We start from the raw sequence: 15,994 nt of genomic DNA on the forward strand, positions 1-15,994 counted from the left end.
CTCGAGGGGGAGATGTCGCCGAAGGCGACAGAGGGGGTCGCCGCGCGTGGAGCGCTAACCTTCATCAGTCGCAGGAGGTCGCGCCCAGTCGAGCCGACCCCCTCTGGCCTGCCGGCCATCTCCCCCTCAAGGGGGGAGATTAGCTCACTCCGCCACCACCAATTTATCCTGCGTCTTCGTCTCGAAATCGCTGGCGTCGTGGCGCTCGTGCAGTTGCATGGCGGGGTCGCCGAAGGCGCGGTTGACCATGCGGCCGCGTTGCACGGTCGGGCGGGCGTCGATCTCCCTGGCCCAGCGTTGTACGTGCTCGTAGTCCTGCACCGACAGGAACTCGGCGGAATCATTGTACATGCGGCCGAGCGCCAGGCCGCCATACCAGGGCCATACCGCCATGTCGGCGATCGAATAGAAGGCGCCGCCGAGATATTCGGTCTCTGCCAGCCGCCGGTCGAGCACGTCGAGCTGGCGCTTGGTCTCCATGGCGAAGCGGTCGATGGCGTATTCGAACTTTTCCGGCGCATAGGCGTAGAAATGGCCGAAGCCGCCGCCGAGATAGGGCGCCGAACCCATCTGCCAAAACAGCCACGACAAGGTTTCCGCGCGCGCCGGCTGTTCGGTCGGCAGGAACTCGCCGAACTTTTCCGCGAGATAAAGCAGGATCGAGCCGGACTCGAAGACGCGGACAGGCGTCTTGCCGCTGCGGTCGAGCAGCGCCGGGATCTTGGAGTTGGGATTGACCTCGACAAAGCCCGAGCCGAACTGGTCGCCATCGTTGATGCGGATCAGCCAGGCGTCGTATTCGGCGCCCTTGTGGCCGAGCGCCAGAAGCTCCTCCAGCATGACAGTCACTTTGACCCCATTCGGCGTCGCCAGCGAATAGAGCTGCAGCGGATGCTTGCCGACCGGCAGCACCTTGTCATGCGTCGGACCGGCAATAGGCCGGTTGATGCTGGCGAACGTACCGCCATTGGCTTTCTTCCAGCTCCAGACTTTCGGCGGGGTGTATTCGGTCATGCGGGAAATTCCTTGGGTTTGGCGGGCGAAACGACTTGCGCGACGGCGCGAGACTGATGGCGGAAAAGTCGGCGGAACCTAGATACGGGAACACATAGGTGCAATTCAGAAAGGTTCAACTTGTGTTGAACTATTATCGATGTCGGCGCCGCCCCTCATCGCCCTGCCGGGCACTTCTCCCCGTATAGTGACGGGGAGAAGGACGCTGTCGCCTACTGATTTCCCCAATTGCCAGCGTTGCCAAGAGCGCCGATGTTGCGGCCATCTCCCTTCTCCCCGTCACTATACGGGGAGAAGGTGGCGGTGTCCGAACCGGATAGATAGGTAACAGAATGGACCGATAGCATGGGTGACAGTTTTCTTGTCCGCCGGAGGACCGGCGATGGTTTGGCGAGAGACTGGCATCATGGACGAGCGGCTACGGTTTGTTGTGGAGTGTCTTTCTGGGGATGAGACGATGGTTGCGCTTTGTGCGGCCTACGGGATCTCACGCAAGAACGGCTACAATGGCTAGGACGCTATCGGACGTTTGGGCCTGAGGGTTTGCACGACCTGCCGCGAGCCCCGCTCAATCATGGCCGGGCGACAGCTCAGGATCTGGTTGAGCGGATTGTGGCGGCCAAGGAGCTGCATCCGCTCTGGGGTCCAAAGAAGATCGTGGCACGGCTCAGGCGCACGGCTCCCGAGTTCATGTGGCCTTCAGCCTCGACGGTCGGCGCGATCCTTGCGCGGCATGGGCTTGTCCGCGCCCGCAAGCGACCCCGCCTGCGGGCCTGCGGCAATGGACCCTGGCCACAGCCGCAAGAACCGAACGCGGTGTGGACTGGCGATCACAGGGCTGGTTCCGGACCCGCGACGGCTGGCGTTGCGAACCCTTGACGGTGATGGATGCGTCGAGCCGCTATCTTCTGGCGCTCGAAGCGACGGGGTCGACGGCCGATAGCGAAGCCTGGCCGGTGTTCGAACGGCTGTTTGAAGAGCATGGCCTGCCGGATCGCTTCAGAAGCGACAATGGCCCGCCCTTCGCATCGGCCGGCGTCACCGGGCTGACGCCGCTTGTCGTGCGCTTCATCAAGCTCGGCATCACCTTGGAGCGGATCGCACCCGGCAGGCCACAGCAGAACGGACGTCACGAGCGCTTTCACCTGACCATGCTGCCGATGGCCGAGGCACCGGAAGCCGACCGAACGGCACAGGGCCAGGCCTTCGAGACCTTCCGCCACAGCTACAATGAGGAACGTCCCCATGAGGCGCTGGGCATGGATACGCCCGCCCAGCACTACCGGTCCTCACAGCGCGCCATGCCCAGGACACCACCCGAGCCCGTCTATCCGGCCGAGGCCTCGGTCCGCCGCGTGCGCCACAATGGCGAGATCCGATGGAATGGCGGCTTCATATATGTCTCGCAAGCGCTGGCGGGCGAACCGGTCGCTGCGTTGGAGACCGAAGACGGACAATGGACACTCTCATTCCATGCCCACCCGCTCGGCATCATCGACACACGGCACATGAAGCTTGTCCGCCGCAGCGCCGCGCCAACCAATCCGCTTGGCGCTGCGGCGGACGCATAGGGGGAGAGAAGTGTCACCTATGTATCCGGTTCAAAGTGTTACCCATCTATCGGCTGGACACCGGCAGGCGGATGAGGGGCAGCGCCAGCCTCTGAAATGATTGCCTTGTTGCCTAAGCCCTTGCGCCCTGTGCAGCTCGGCATACCTATAGAGGATACTGCCCACGCATATCGGCCAGGATGAAAGCATGCCCATCGATCCCGTTTCCCCGCTCTTGCGCTCCGTCGTTGGCGTGCGCGCCATGGTTCCCGACGATGCCTTCACGGCCAATGCCTTGGGCACGCGCCGGGAAGGCAGCGGCGTCGTCATCCGCGGCGACGGGCTGGTGCTCACCATCGGCTATCTCATCACCGAGGCCGAGGAGGTCTGGCTGACCGACCAGGACGGCCGCGTCGTGCCGGCACATGCGCTGGCCTATGACCAGGAGACAGGCTTCGGCCTGGTGCAGGCGCTGGCGCCGCTCGGCCTGCCGGCGGTGGCGCTGGGTGACGCGTCAAAGGCCAAGATCGGCGACCCCGTGGTGTTTGCCGACGGCACCGGCCGCTCGGTCAAGGCACACATCGTCACCAAGCAGGAATTCGCCGGCTATTGGGAATATCTGCTCGACGAGGCGATCTTCATTGCCCCGGCGCACCCGTCCTGGGGCGGCGCGGCGCTCATCGGCCAGGATGGCAGCCTGCTCGGCATCGGTTCGCTGCTTTTGCAGATGAGCCGCAACGGCGAGGTCGCCGACATCAACATGGTCGTGCCGATCAACCTTCTGACCCCGATCCTCGACGATCTGCTGACGCGCGGCCAGGTGGCGAAGCCGCCACGCCCATGGCTCGGCGCCTTCTCGGCCGAGTCGAACGGCGCGGTCGTGGTGATGAGCGTCGCCGAAGGCGGCCCCGCCGCCAAGGCCGGCCTGCGCCAGGGTGACATCATCTCCGACGTTCGCGATGGCGAGGTCGACGGGCTCGCCGATTTCTACCGCAAGCTATGGCAGAATCCGGCGGGTTCGGAGATTCCTCTCAGGGTCGTACGCGACGGCCGCGAAACCTGGCTCAGGGTAAAATCCGCCGACCGCAACAGTTTCTTGAAGAAACCGCATCTGCAGTGAAAGCCAATCTCCCCCCAAGTGGGGGAGATTGGCTGCCCCCTCAATCTCCGCATACCCTAAAAGGCGTCCCTGTGTCCCACTCCGCGAAGGGCACGACCCGGCCTTCGACCGACACGACACTGTCCACCTTGCTGCCATCCTCCTGCGTCTTCATGCTTTTGCCTTTGCCGGTAAGCACATCGTAGTCGCAGCTGCTATCGATTATGTCGGTCTGGTATTTGTAACTGTCATAGGCCACGCCTGCGACGACGAAGGCTTCGTTGCGCCAGGCGATGGTCAGCGTCATGTCGGTCCGCTCGCCGGGGCCGATCAGCCCCGGCAGATAGATCTTGATCGAGCCGTTGGGCAGCAAGGTCAACTCAGGTTCGATGCCGGAACCCTCATAATGCGGCTGGTCGTAGTCGTTCCATTCGCCGTAGACCTGCTCATGCACGATGCCGGCGGGTTTCAGAAAATTGTACTTTTTGTCCCTGAGGAAGAAATGCATGTCCATGGTGCCATCTTCGGGCTCGGTCTCGACGATCATCGCCAGATCGGCGACGCCGTCGCCGTTGAAGTCGCCGGTCAGCGCGGTGATGATCTTCTGGGTTTCGATGGGTTCAGCGAGCGCCGAGGCCGGCAGCAGAAGGATGAGGCCGAGTAACATTGATCGCATGGCATTTCCCCCGAATGCAGTCTGCCTTGCCCGGCTCGACCAGCCGGGAAACTGCCATGAGCGCCGGCTTGGGCGCAAGCCGGCTCGCAATAGGCTAGGGGGTATCGACGCCGCTGACGGAAACTGGCATCGACAGCCGATACAGCCGGCCCGGCAACAACGAGGTGATGATGGCGCCGTTCAAGGTCGATCCCGACAAGGTTCATGAATTCCCCGATCCCGACAGTTTTTACGCCTGGCTGCGCGAAAATCATGCCGGCGAGAGCGAGGTCTGGATCAAGGTCCACAAGGTCGGCTCGGGCCTCGCCTCGATCACGCCGAAGCAGGCCATCGACGTGGCGCTGTGCTTCGGCTGGATCGACGCCATACGCAAGCCGCTCGACGACAAGAGCTTTCTGCAGCGCTACACGCCGCGCGGCAAGAAGAGCATCTGGAGCAAGATCAACATCGACAATGTCGCCCGCCTGGTCGAGGAGGGCCGCATGACCGAACACGGGCTGAAACAGGTCGAGGCGGCCAAGGCCGACGGCCGCTGGGACCGTGCCTACGGCTCAGCCATGAAAATTCCCGACGATCTCCGGGCCGCCATCGATGCCGAACCCGCGGCAAAAGAGATGCTGGCGAAGCTTTCCGCCCAAAACCGCTTCGCGCTCGCCTTCCGCACCCACAACATGAAGACGGAGGCGGGGCGCAGGAAGAAGATCGAGGCTTTCGTCGCGATGCTGAAGCGCGGCGAGACGATCTATCCGCAGAAGCGGTGAGGCGACGGCAAGCGGCTGCCATGGTGCGCGCAGCTAAAAACCCGCTTGTGAGGTTCTGGCCTCCCTTGCTCGGACATAACCTATTGTTTTTACGGTATTTTCCACTCCTCGTTCGGGTGATAGCTGCGATAGTGGAAAAAACATAACAACATGTTGTTAATTAAGAGTTTTCCACTATGTTGACTTGATCCTGACTTAAGAGTGGAAACCGATGCTGAGAGAGTTGACCGGCGAGCAGCGGCGCCAACTCATAGATACGCAACAGGTCTACGAGGCCTGGCAGCATGCTGATGACCAGCGCCAAAGGCGCTTTGCAGGCAGCATGCGCTGGGTTGAGCGCAACGGTGCTGAATACCTGCTGCGGAAGGTCCGGCAGGTCGAGAATTCACTCGGGCCAAAAAGCAGCCAGACGGAGAAGGCGTTCGCTGCGTTTTCCGAGGGCAGGGTGCAGAACAAGGATCTGCTGGCAGGTCTGGCCGATCGCCTGAACGGCCTGGCGAAAGTCAATGTGGCAATGGGGTTGGGCAGGGTACCGGCCATCGCCGCACGGATATTGCGGCGGTGCGCCGAAACAGACCTGCTGGGCAAGCAGTTGCTGGTCGTCGGCACGAATGCGCTGTTCGCTTACGAGGCTCTGGCGGGCGTCCAGATCACCAGCGGTCTCACGGCAACCGGCGACATCGACCTGCTCTTCGATTCCCGACGCCGCATCAGCTTCGTGACCGGCGAGAGGGTAAGCCAGTCCGGCCTGATAGGCGTGTTGCGTAAAGTGGACAGGTCCTTCAAGCCGCTCCAGCCCCGGGCCTTCAGGGCAGCGAACCGTGATGGCTATCTGGTCGACCTGATCCGTCCGCAGGCAAGACATGTCCTCAAGGACAACGCCACTACCTCGATTACACAGCTTGCCGACGATCTCGACAGCGCACCCATGGAGGGGCTGCAATGGCTCATCAACGCTCCAAAGGTGGAGGCTGTGGCGATCGATGAGCGTGGCTATCCCGTAAGCATGCCGACGGTCGACCCTCGAATGTTCGCTCTGCACAAGGCTTGGCTGGCCACGCTGCCTGATCGGTCTGCGGTCAAGGCAATGAGAGATCGTGAACAGGCGGAAGCGGCTGCACGCATTGCCACGGGCTATCTTGCGCTTCCGCTGGACAGCGAGCATCTCAAAGGGCTTCCGGGGGCACTGCTGGACGCTTCGGCCGCAACGCTCTCTCTGCCTGGCCCGAGCGGCTTTTCCGAAGACTCTCCAATTGAGCCCGACTGGTAGCGGCCGCGCTAGCACGCCATGCTACGAAAATAGCATTCTCGCCTCGCGAAATGTGATGCTACGGTTCCCGGCGCACCCAGGGCGGAGGGGTTGCCAAGAGGAGAAGTGGCGGGCGCTGGCCCGGATTTCAGCGAGAACCGGACGGAACTGTTGAACCATTGCAAGGCCGCCGCGTTTTCCAGCGTCGGCCACAAGGGAGGAACCACCTGTGAAAGCATCCTATCTCGTCTCAGCCGCGCTGCTTGCGGCGACTGCGATGCCGGCGGCGGCCGGCGAAATTTCCGACGGCAAGGTCAAGATCGGCATCCTCAACGACCAGTCGGGCGTCTATGCCGATTTCGGCGGCAAATGGTCGGTCGAGGCCGCCAAGATGGCGGTCGAGGATTTTGGCGGCAAGGTGCAGGGCGCGCCGATCGAGATCGTCAACGCCGATCACCAGAACAAGCCCGACATTGCCTCCAACATTGCGCGCCAGTGGTACGACACCGAGCAGGTCGACGCGATCATGGAACTGACGACATCCTCGGTGGCGCTCGCCGTCCAGGGGTTGTCCAAGGAAAAGAAGAAGATCGACATCGTTACCGGAGCGGCATCGGCCGACCTGACCGGCAAGCAATGCTCGCCCTACGGTTTCCACTGGGCTTACGATACCCACTCGCAGGCGGTCGGCACCGGCGGCGCGCTGGTGCAGCAGGGCGGCGACAGCTGGTATTTCATCACCGTCGACTATGCCTTCGGCTATTCGCTGAAGGAGCAGACCTCAAAGGTTGTTGAGGCAAGCGGCGGCAAAGTGCTGGGCGAGGTGCGTTACCCCTTGGGATCGACGGATTATTCCTCCTTCCTGCTGCAGGCGCAGTCCTCCGGCGCCAAGGTTATCGGCCTTGCCAATGCCGGCCTCGACACCTCCAATACCATCAAGCAGGCGGCCGAGTTCGGCATTGTCGCCGGCGGCCAGCGGCTGGCAGCCCTTCTGTTCACCCTTGCCGAGGTGCACGGCCTCGGCCTGCAGGCGGCGCAGGGCGTGGTGCTCACCGAAGGGTTTTACTGGGACCGCGACGACAAGAGCCGCGACTTCGCCGGGCGCTTCTTCAAGCGCACCAACCGCATGCCCAACATGATCCAGGCCGGCACCTATTCGGCGGTGCTGCAATATCTCAAGGCCATCGACAAGGCCGGCACCGACGAGACCGAGGCGGTCGCCAAGCAACTCCATGAAATGCCCGTCGACGACATCATCAACGCCAACGGCAAGGTACAGGCCGACGGGTCGATGGTGCACGACATGTATCTCTATCAGGTCAAGAAGCCCGAGGAGTCGAAGAAGGACTGGGACTACTACACCTACCTTGCGACCATTCCGGGCGACAAGGCCTTCATCAAGGCCGAAGACAGCGGCTGCCCGCTCGTCACCAAGTGACGCTGGCGCAAGCCGTGGCCGTCCAGCCGGACGGTGCCGAAATCAAGCCGCGGGTGGTGCTCTCCGCCCGCGGCCTGCGGCGCGATTTTGCCGGTTTCGTCGCCGTCAACAATGTCGACCTCGACGCCCATCACGGCCAGATCCATGCGCTGATCGGGCCGAACGGCGCCGGCAAGACGACGATCTTCAACCTCTTGACCAAGTTCCTGCAGCCGAGCAGCGGCAGGATCGAACTGTTGGGCAACGACATCACCCGCACCGCGCCGGCCAGGGTGGCGCGCATGGGTCTCGTCCGCTCGTTCCAGATATCGGCGATCTTTCCGCATCTGAGCGTGCTCGACAATGTCCGCGTCGCCTTGCAGCGGCCGAGCGGGCTCGGCTTCCAGTTCTGGCGCTCGCTGGCCGCGCTTGACCAACTGACTCCACGGGCGCGCGAACTGCTTGCCGTCGTCGGTCTCGACGATGTCGCGCATCGTCCGGCCGGCGATCTCTCCTATGGCAGGAAGCGCGTGCTCGAGATCGCCACCACGCTGGCGCTCGACCCGAAAGTGCTGCTGCTCGACGAGCCGATGGCCGGCATGGGGCACGAGGATGTCGGCGTCATTTCCGGCATCATCCGCTCGCTGGCAACGGACCGCGCCGTGCTGATGGTCGAGCACAATCTCACCGTCGTCGCCGACCTCTGCGACTGGATCACCGTCATGCAGCGCGGCCAGGTGCTCGCCGCCGGCGACTACGCGACGGTGAGCAACGATGAGCGCGTCAGGGTCGCCTACATGGGGACCGAGCAGGGGGACCGAGCATGAGTGAGCCGCTGCTTGCCGTGCGCGATCTCCATGCCTGGTATGGCGAGGGCCATGCGCTGCATGGCGTCAACCTCGACGTTTTTCGCGGTGAGACCGTGACGCTGCTCGGCCGCAACGGCGTCGGCAAGACCACAACGCTGCGCGCCATCATGGGGCTGGTCCGCAAGCGCAGCGGCAGCGTCGCGTTCGACGGCAGCGACCTGATGCGCCTGCCGCTGCATCGTGTTGCCCATCGCGGCATCGGCTTCGTGCCGGAGGAACGCGGCATCTTCGCCACGCTCACCGTCGACGAGAACCTGATCCTGCCGCCGGTGGTGGCCAAGGGCGGCATGAGCGTCGACGAGATCTTCGATCTCTTTCCCAACCTCAAGGAGCGCCGCAACAGCCCCGGCACCAAACTCTCCGGCGGCGAACAGCAGATGCTGGCCATCGCCCGCATCCTGCGGACGGGCGTGCAGATGCTGCTGCTCGACGAGCCGACCGAGGGCTTGGCGCCGGTCATCGTCCAGCGCATCGGCGAACTGCTGGCGACCTTGAAAAAGCGCGGCATGACCATCCTGCTCGTCGAGCAGAATTTCCGCTTCGCCGCCCGCATCGCCGACCGCTTCTACCTGATGGAGCACGGCAAGGTGGTGGAGGGTTTTGCCGTAAGCGAGCTTGCCGCTCACACGCAACAGCTGCACGAGGTGTTGGGGGTATGATGACGACAGCCCACGGCAGTACCCCCACCCCGCTGCTGCGCAGCGACCCTCCCCACAAGGGGGAGGGTGGAGAGCCACCGCCCTACCTCCCCCTTGTGGGGAGGTCGGACCGAAGGTCCGGGTGGGGGTACGTGCCGCACAGACGCATCCCGCTTGCAACACCCTCGGTGACGCCATGACCATGATCTTCGGCATCCCCGTCCAGGCCTTGCTCGGCCAGATGCTGGTCGGGCTGATCAACGGCTCCTTCTACGCCATGCTGAGCCTCGGCCTGGCCGTCATCTTCGGCCTGCTGCGGATCATCAATTTCGCCCATGGCGCACTCTATATGCTCGGCGCCTTCATCGGTTACCTGCTGCTCGTCCATCTCGGCATCGGCTACTGGCCGGCGCTGCTCCTGGTTCCGATCATCGTCGGCGTCTTCGGCATGGCGGTCGAGCGCGTGGCGCTGTCGCGGCTCTACCGCCTGGATCCGCTCTACGGGCTGCTGTTCACCTTCGGACTGGCGCTGGTCATCGAAGGCGTGTTCCGTTTCTACTACGGCGTGTCGGGCAACCCTTATGCCGTTCCGGCGCAGCTTGCCGGCGGCACCAATCTCGGCTTCATGTTCCTGCCCAACTATCGCGGCTGGGTGGTGGTGGCCTCGCTCATTATCTGCATCGGCACCTGGCTCCTGATCGAAAAGACCAGGCTCGGCTCCTATCTGCGCGCCGCGACCGAAAATCCCGAGCTGGTGCAGGCCTTCGGCGTCAACGTGCCGCTGCTGCTGACGCTCACCTATGGGCTCGGCGCGGCGCTCGCCGGCCTTGCCGGTATTCTCGCCGCGCCCGTCTACCAAGTCAGTCCGCTGATGGGCTCCGATATCATCATCGTCGTCTTTGCCGTCGTCGTGGTCGGCGGCATGGGTTCGATCCTCGGGGCCATCGTCACCGGCTATATGCTTGGCCTCGCCGAGGGCCTGACCAAGGTGTTCTATCCCGAGGCGTCGAACCTCGTCGTCTTCGTCATCATGGCGGTCGTGCTGCTCCTGCGCCCCGCCGGCCTGTTCGGAAGGGACGCCTGAGATGAGCGAGGCAACCCTTCACCAACAGCGCACCGCCGCCTCCGTGCGGCTGGAGCGGGTATTGCTGGCATTGGCCATACTGGCGCTGATAGCCGCGCCCTTCTTCGTCTATCCGATCTTCCTGATGAAGATGCTGTGCTTCGCGCTGTTTGCCTGCGCCTTCAACCTGCTGCTCGGCTACACCGGGCTGTTGTCGTTCGGCCACGCCACCTTCTACGGCGCCGCCGCCTATTTCTGCGCCTACGCCGTCAAGGCATGGGGCTGGCCGCCCGAGGCCGGCATCCTGCTCGGCACCGCCGGAGCGGCCGTGCTCGGCCTGGTCATGGGCTTCCTCGCCATCCGCCGGCAAGGCATCTATTTCTCGATGATCACGCTGGCGCTGGCGCAGATGTTTTATTTCTTCTGTGTCCAGGCGCCGTTCACCGAAGGCGAGGACGGCATACAGGGCGTGCCGCGCGGGCATCTGTTCGGCATCGTCGATCTCAACGTCACGCTCAACATGTATTTCGTCGTGCTTGCCGTCTTCCTCATCGGCGTCTTCGCCGTCTGGCGCATCGTCAACTCGCCCTTCGGCATGATCCTGCGTTCGATCCGCGAGAACGAGAACCGCGCCATCTCGCTGGGCTATTCGGTCGGCCGCTACAAGCTCGCCGCCTTCGTCATGTCGGCAGCCCTTGCTGGGCTTGCCGGCGCCACCAAGGCGATCGTCTTCCAGTTCGCGACGCTGACCGATGTCACCTGGCAGATGTCGGGCGAGGTGATCCTGATGACACTGCTCGGCGGCATCGGCACCATGGTCGGTCCTGTAGTCGGCGCCGGCCTGGTAGTCGGGCTGGAAAACACCCTCGCCACCTCCGGCTTCCCGGTGACCATCGCCACCGGCCTGATCTTCATGATCTGCGTGCTGGTCTTTCGCCGCGGCATCGTCGGCGAGATTTACGCGCGCTGGCTGGCGCCGGCCAACGGCGAGGAGGCCCGCGATCAATAGGTGATGGTCACCACCACCGTGTCGGTGTAGACGCCGGCCGAGGGCGTCGTCTGCGGCGGCACGCGGCCATAGACGGTGAGCGCCTGGGCGGTACCGGTTCCGGTGCCGGCCACCGTGCTTCCCGGCGTTCCGGCATCACCCCAGGGCTGCGCGCGCGCAATGTCCTTGTAGAGGCCGTAGGTGACCCGCTCGGCCCCCTTCGACATCTTGCGGTTGGTCGGCGTGCCCCCTGTCGTGCCGCCATTGAGGGAAACCGTGTACGCGGTCGACGGGGTGCAGGTGACCGTAACCTGGCCGGTGGCATCGGCATTGGCGTCGAGCACGCCCTTGGAGCCGAAATCGATGTTCTGGGTGGCGACCAGGCAGTTTGCCGCGACCGTGGCGTTGATGGTGAAGGTCGGACTGGTGCCCAAGTTGCCCGCGCCGGTGTCGCAGCTGCTGCTCAACAGGGTTGTCCGGGAGCGGAACTCGAGTTGCCCGCCCGAAAATGTCGACAGATAGGTGCCCGGCGGGACGGTCGCCTGGCCGCCGGGAACCCGGCCATAGAGCGTCAGGGTGTCGATTGAGTTGCCGAAGAGATTGGGGCTCAGCAGCAGCGGTGGCGGGCGCGAGGCATAGGCCCAGTTATAGGTGCCCCAGACAACGCTCATTGCGGGGTCCGAATAGAGTTGATAGTTGAGGCTGTTGACGCCGCTCGCCATCTGCCGGGCCGCCGCCGAGGTTGCACCGCCGGTGCCGGCGGCAATATGCGGACAGACCAGGACGGGCAGCAGCAATGGCAAACTGCCGCTGCAAGTCGCGGTGAAGGTGGCTGTCGATGTCGCCGCGGTGCCCGACAGCGTGTCGATGAGGCCGAAATTCAAACTGGTGACGGTGTAACTGCAGCTCTGCGCCCGGGCGAGCGACGGGAGCAGCACCAGCAGCAGGGCGATGATTACGGCGCGCAGCATTTTTCCTCCAGCTCTCATTGGCACACCACGTTCCCGATCACCACTTGCCGGCCGCGCGCCGCCTCGAAGGGAAACTCTGCCCGGCATGAACCGCCGTCAGCGCGCTCGACCTGCACTGAATTCTGCTTGCCGAGGCCCTTGATGTAGGCCTGCCCGTCATAGCCGACGACAAAGTCTTCAGTGCCGCCATCGACGCGTCCCGAGAGTCCGGCTTCGAGTGGCGTTCCGCTCGAGTCGACCAGCGTCACCAGCGCGGCCTGCGCCGCCTCGGACACGCCGAACTTCAGCACGACGCCGTTGCGGTCGGCTGGGACGACGGTCTCCTTGGTAGCCGGGACATCCGCGTCGACTGGTAGATTCTTCGGGTCGATGGAGACCGTGTTCAGCTCATAAGAGTTGAGCCCGGTGACCAGGATGCGGCCTTTGCTGTCGGTCCTGCCTACCGGCCGGTTCTGATGCAAGACCTCGACATCAGGCGTGCCGACATCGACGACGGCAAAGGCATCGTCGATGCGGTTGGTGGCGAACACCCCGCCGCCTGCGACCGCAATGGCGCCGTCCATCTGGCCGGTCACGCGAAAGTCCTTGTCGAATTGCTGGGCGCCGGCCTCGAAACGCGCAAACGGCGCGCGGTAGCTGACCGCTGCCGAACGATTGGGTACCTCGCCCTCCGAGGTGCGCAGCCGCCAGCCGATGCTGCCGTCCTCGGCCCGCTCCGATTTGGCGAGGTCGGCAGTGACATTGAGGCCGTCAGGGCCTTGCTCGACGCCTGTCGACGCCGAGATCTCGTCGTTGAACGGGATCGAAATCCCGGCGAACACGCCATAGCTGCTGTCGTCGTCGAGATCGGCGAAGGCGGTGGCATAGAGCGTGCTGCGCTTGAAGATCGCCTGGCTGTAGGACAGGCCGACGATCTGGCTGCTTTCGCCCTCGGCGCTCTTCAAATGCGTATAGGACAGGTTGAGGCTGGAGAAATCGATCGGCATCGGCACGCTGAGTGTCACCTGGTCGACCGCGCGCGGCACGCCGGCGCTGAAACGGGTGAAGTCGTCGGGGTCGAGAACCGGCTCCGCCGTCACCGAGGCGATGTCTTCATAGCCGCCAAAGGCCCGCTGCATGTGGGCGTTGATCGCCCAGCCGTCATAGCCGAATTCGACACTGGCATCGACCAGCGAGCCGGTGCGCCGGTCATGATGGCTGCCGGCGACCGCCAGCGAAGCTGCGCCATATGCCCCGAGCGGGAAGGCAGCACCTATGCCGCCATTGATCAGATCGGCGCCGCCCTCGGCATGGGCTTCCAATGTCAGCCGGTCGGTCACGCCGTAACGCGCGCTGGCGACCCCCATGACGCGGCCGTCATAATCGTCGGATGAGATGCCGAAATTGCGCCGCGCCATCCCTGCCTCGACGGAAAAGTCGAGCAGTCCCTGGCGCAGCAGCATGCTGGAGGCATAGAACGGCAAGGTGGCCGTGGTCTCGCGGCCGAGGCTGTCGCGCAGCACCACCTGCGCCTGTCCGGCGCCCGTGAACACCGGCAGATTGGTGACCTGGAACGGCCCGGGCTGGATGTCGCCGGAATAGGTGCGCACGTTCTGCGTATAGACCTCGAGCGTCGACGGCACCGCCGCCGTGCCGCCGAAGGACGGCAGAGGTAGCGTCACCAGGTCCGATCGCAGGTGGAAGTTGCGTTGCGCCTGGATGCCGCCGAGATAGATCGGACGCGTCCACGACAATCCACCGGAGATGAAGTCGCCGGCGCGGTAGGTCATCAGCCGGTCGGGGTCGGAATAGCTCCATGTCGTGTTGAGCCGCGTGAAGCCGCCCAGCCTGCCGTCGGAATAGCCGGCGATGAAGGATTGGCTGAGCGTTCCATAGGGGCTGAACGCGCGCGCATCGAAGCCGCCGGAAACGCCTTGGAACAGCTCGACGTCCTTGTCGAACAATGTGTTGGAGCTGGCAAACAGCGAATAGTTGAGAACCGCGCCCAAGCCCGATTGCGGCGCCGGCCGGTCCTGCAAGCGCAAGCCGAGATCGACCATGCGCGCCTCGCGGCTGTCATTGGCGGCGGTGACGTAGAGGCGCTGGGCTACCTCATCGATCCGAAACGAAACGTCGGCCAACTGGTCGAGCCTGACCAGGCCGCCGGCGTCGGCTATGTCCTCCGGCGGTTTCAGGCCGACCTCCTTCAGCTCTTGGGGCGCCGCCGCCAGCCCACCATCCGGCATCTCGATAAAATTGCCGACCAGCTTGGTCGAAACGTCGTTGATGAACACCTCGAGATAGAGGCTGCGGCCCGCTGGTAAAACGGAAGCCGGCTGTTCGAGGTTCGTCACGGCCGGAAATTCCTGCGAACGCACCGCCAAGCAAGGTGTGAAAGTCGCAACCGCGACGATGACAGCGACGCTACTTGCCCTTGACGGCAACGTTGGCATCGAAGGGTCCAAGATCGCTCTGTGCCTTCAAAAGCACGGAGCCCGCGGACAGTGATTTGCCGCTGCCGATCGGCCACTGCATGGTCGCGCCGCCCAGGACATAACCGACGAGCCCGTTTCGGTTGCCGAGCTTTTTGCCGTTCTGGGTCAGGGATAGGTTGGACAAGCGGAGACGACTTTCACCGGTATTGCTGGCTGTCAGCACAAGACTGCCGCCCTTGCGCGAAACACTCCAGGCGACTGCCGGCGCGGCCGCATCGGCGTCGCGGAAAAACACCGGCACGGAGTAGCGCAGCGCGAGCGCGACCGTACCGGCCTTCTTGCGCGACGGGTCGGGTAACTCGTCGACGATGACGCGGTAGCTTTCCTCGGCCCGCACCGGCGCCTTGCTGACGCGCACGACGCGAACCACGTATTGGGCATTGGGTCCGAGTTTGGTCGATGGCGGGCTGGCGACGACGTCGGTAGTCGGCGTCAGCGTCTCGATCCCGCCAGCCTGGCTCCAGGCGAAGACGCGTATCTGCACATTGATCGGCCGCTTGGGGTCATCGTTGCTGAGGTTGAGAACCGCCGAGGCGTCGGGCGAGATCAGCTCGAGACCTGTCGGCGCCACCCTGAGCGAAGCGGCTTGTGAGAGACCGGCGCACAGCAACAGAACAGCCGTGGCTCCGATGCGTGAAAGCATGGATCGCATGATCGTCCTCGTGTTGGTATCGATTGTCAGTACGTTATGGTGATCGCAACGGTGTCGGTGTAGAGGCCCGCCGCCGGTGTCGTCTGCGGTGGAACACGCCCGTAGACCGTCAGCGGCTGAATGGCGCCGTTGCCGGTTCCGCCGACCGTGTCGGTGGGGATCGTGGTGCCCCAAAGCTGCGTCCGGGTGCTTTCCCTGTAGATGGTGTAGTCGATCGTCGCCGACGCCGGCCCGGTCATCTTGCGAACAGCAACCGTTGCGCCCGCGCCCGCTCCGGCGCTCAGACCAACATTGTAGGACTTGCCGGTCGTGCATTGCACGTTGATGGTGCTGGTCTGGTCGACATTCGCATCAATGACACCGTGCGAGCCGAAATCGAGATCGCTCGCCGTCTGCACCTTGCATTCGTCGGTAATCGTGATGCGGACATTCATGCTGCCCGTCGCGGTCGCGGCGATCGCGGGCAGGATGGGAAGCAGCGACGCTCCCGCCAGCAGCGCATATTTCAGCAATCTCATGCGTGTTTCCTCCGTCGGGCAGACCGTTCCTCGCAACACAGTCTTGACCCGGATT

Annotated in this window: 14 protein-coding genes and 1 pseudogene; 9 read left to right on the top strand and 6 right to left on the bottom strand. The window is 63.8% G+C overall.

From position 1 onward, the window contains the following. Positions 1–144: 144 nt before the first annotated feature. The gene (yghU, locus tag ACYG9Z_RS23960) at positions 145–1,014 is read right to left on the bottom strand and encodes a glutathione-dependent disulfide-bond oxidoreductase (protein ID WP_023751904.1); all 870 of its coding nucleotides are present in this window, start codon (positions 1,012–1,014) and stop codon (positions 145–147) included. 382 nt (positions 1,015–1,396) lie between these two features. Here yghU and ACYG9Z_RS23965 point away from each other — a divergent pair. Beyond that, positions 1,397–2,585, top strand: a pseudogene (locus ACYG9Z_RS23965) (integrase core domain-containing protein). A gap of 187 nt (positions 2,586–2,772) precedes the next feature. After that, the gene (locus tag ACYG9Z_RS23970) at positions 2,773–3,684 is read left to right on the top strand and encodes a S1C family serine protease (protein WP_023671416.1); all 912 of its coding nucleotides are present in this window, start codon (positions 2,773–2,775) and stop codon (positions 3,682–3,684) included. A gap of 40 nt (positions 3,685–3,724) precedes the next feature. Here ACYG9Z_RS23970 and ACYG9Z_RS23975 read toward each other — a convergent pair whose 3' ends face one another. Beyond that, the gene (locus tag ACYG9Z_RS23975; RefSeq protein WP_031244295.1) at positions 3,725–4,339 is read right to left on the bottom strand and encodes an FG-GAP repeat protein; all 615 of its coding nucleotides are present in this window, start codon (positions 4,337–4,339) and stop codon (positions 3,725–3,727) included. Positions 4,340–4,509: 170 nt separating this feature from the next. Between ACYG9Z_RS23975 and ACYG9Z_RS23980 the strand changes: the two genes are divergently transcribed. From ACYG9Z_RS23980 to ACYG9Z_RS24010, 7 genes are all read left to right on the top strand, one after another. Further along, positions 4,510–5,100, top strand: coding sequence for a YdeI/OmpD-associated family protein (locus ACYG9Z_RS23980; protein WP_031244294.1), 591 nt, complete (start codon positions 4,510–4,512; stop codon positions 5,098–5,100). A 211-nt stretch (positions 5,101–5,311) separates the two neighbouring features. Then, the gene (locus ACYG9Z_RS23985; protein WP_023753176.1) at positions 5,312–6,370 is read left to right on the top strand and encodes a GSU2403 family nucleotidyltransferase fold protein; all 1,059 of its coding nucleotides are present in this window, start codon (positions 5,312–5,314) and stop codon (positions 6,368–6,370) included. A gap of 208 nt (positions 6,371–6,578) precedes the next feature. Continuing rightward, on the top strand, positions 6,579–7,787 hold the full coding sequence (locus ACYG9Z_RS23990) for an ABC transporter substrate-binding protein (RefSeq protein ID WP_023743303.1): 1,209 nt from the start codon (positions 6,579–6,581) through the stop codon (positions 7,785–7,787). A gap of 14 nt (positions 7,788–7,801) precedes the next feature. Then, positions 7,802–8,593 (top strand): ABC transporter ATP-binding protein, encoded by a 792-nt coding sequence (locus ACYG9Z_RS23995; RefSeq protein WP_460222854.1) that lies wholly within the window; start codon positions 7,802–7,804, stop codon positions 8,591–8,593. Further along, positions 8,590–9,294, top strand: a complete 705-nt coding sequence (locus tag ACYG9Z_RS24000) for an ABC transporter ATP-binding protein (RefSeq protein WP_023671422.1) — start codon at positions 8,590–8,592, stop codon at positions 9,292–9,294. Before ACYG9Z_RS23995 ends, ACYG9Z_RS24000 begins: the two co-directional genes overlap by 4 nt. Before the next feature lie 175 nt (positions 9,295–9,469). Then, positions 9,470–10,357: a branched-chain amino acid ABC transporter permease gene (locus ACYG9Z_RS24005; RefSeq protein WP_023753174.1), complete on the top strand. Its 888-nt coding sequence runs from the start codon at positions 9,470–9,472 to the stop codon at positions 10,355–10,357. Between the two features lies 1 nt (position 10,358). Further along, positions 10,359–11,345 (top strand): branched-chain amino acid ABC transporter permease, encoded by a 987-nt coding sequence (locus ACYG9Z_RS24010; RefSeq protein WP_023707120.1) that lies wholly within the window; start codon positions 10,359–10,361, stop codon positions 11,343–11,345. Here the strand turns inward: ACYG9Z_RS24010 and ACYG9Z_RS24015 are convergent. From ACYG9Z_RS24015 to ACYG9Z_RS24030, 4 genes are read right to left on the bottom strand one after another with little or no spacing between them, the layout of a single operon-like run. Then, positions 11,339–12,295 carry a Csu type fimbrial protein gene (locus ACYG9Z_RS24015; RefSeq protein ID WP_023753173.1) on the bottom strand — a complete coding sequence of 319 codons (957 nt, stop codon included), beginning with the start codon at positions 12,293–12,295 and terminating at the stop codon, positions 11,339–11,341. The two genes, ACYG9Z_RS24010 and ACYG9Z_RS24015, sit on opposite strands and share 7 nt — an antisense overlap. Positions 12,296–12,309: 14 nt before the next feature. Continuing rightward, positions 12,310–14,727 (bottom strand): fimbria/pilus outer membrane usher protein, encoded by a 2,418-nt coding sequence (locus ACYG9Z_RS24020; protein WP_031244293.1) that lies wholly within the window; start codon positions 14,725–14,727, stop codon positions 12,310–12,312. After that, a complete protein-coding gene (locus ACYG9Z_RS24025; protein ID WP_023715167.1) occupies positions 14,699–15,421 on the bottom strand; it encodes a fimbrial biogenesis chaperone in 723 nt (240 codons plus the stop codon). The genes ACYG9Z_RS24020 and ACYG9Z_RS24025 overlap by 29 nt, the downstream gene beginning before the upstream one ends. 26 nt (positions 15,422–15,447) lie before the next feature. Continuing rightward, positions 15,448–15,939 carry a Csu type fimbrial protein gene (locus tag ACYG9Z_RS24030; RefSeq protein ID WP_023685937.1) on the bottom strand — a complete coding sequence of 164 codons (492 nt, stop codon included), beginning with the start codon at positions 15,937–15,939 and terminating at the stop codon, positions 15,448–15,450. Positions 15,940–15,994 lie beyond the last annotated feature (55 nt).

The organism is Mesorhizobium sp. RSR380A, from assembly GCF_054719385.1.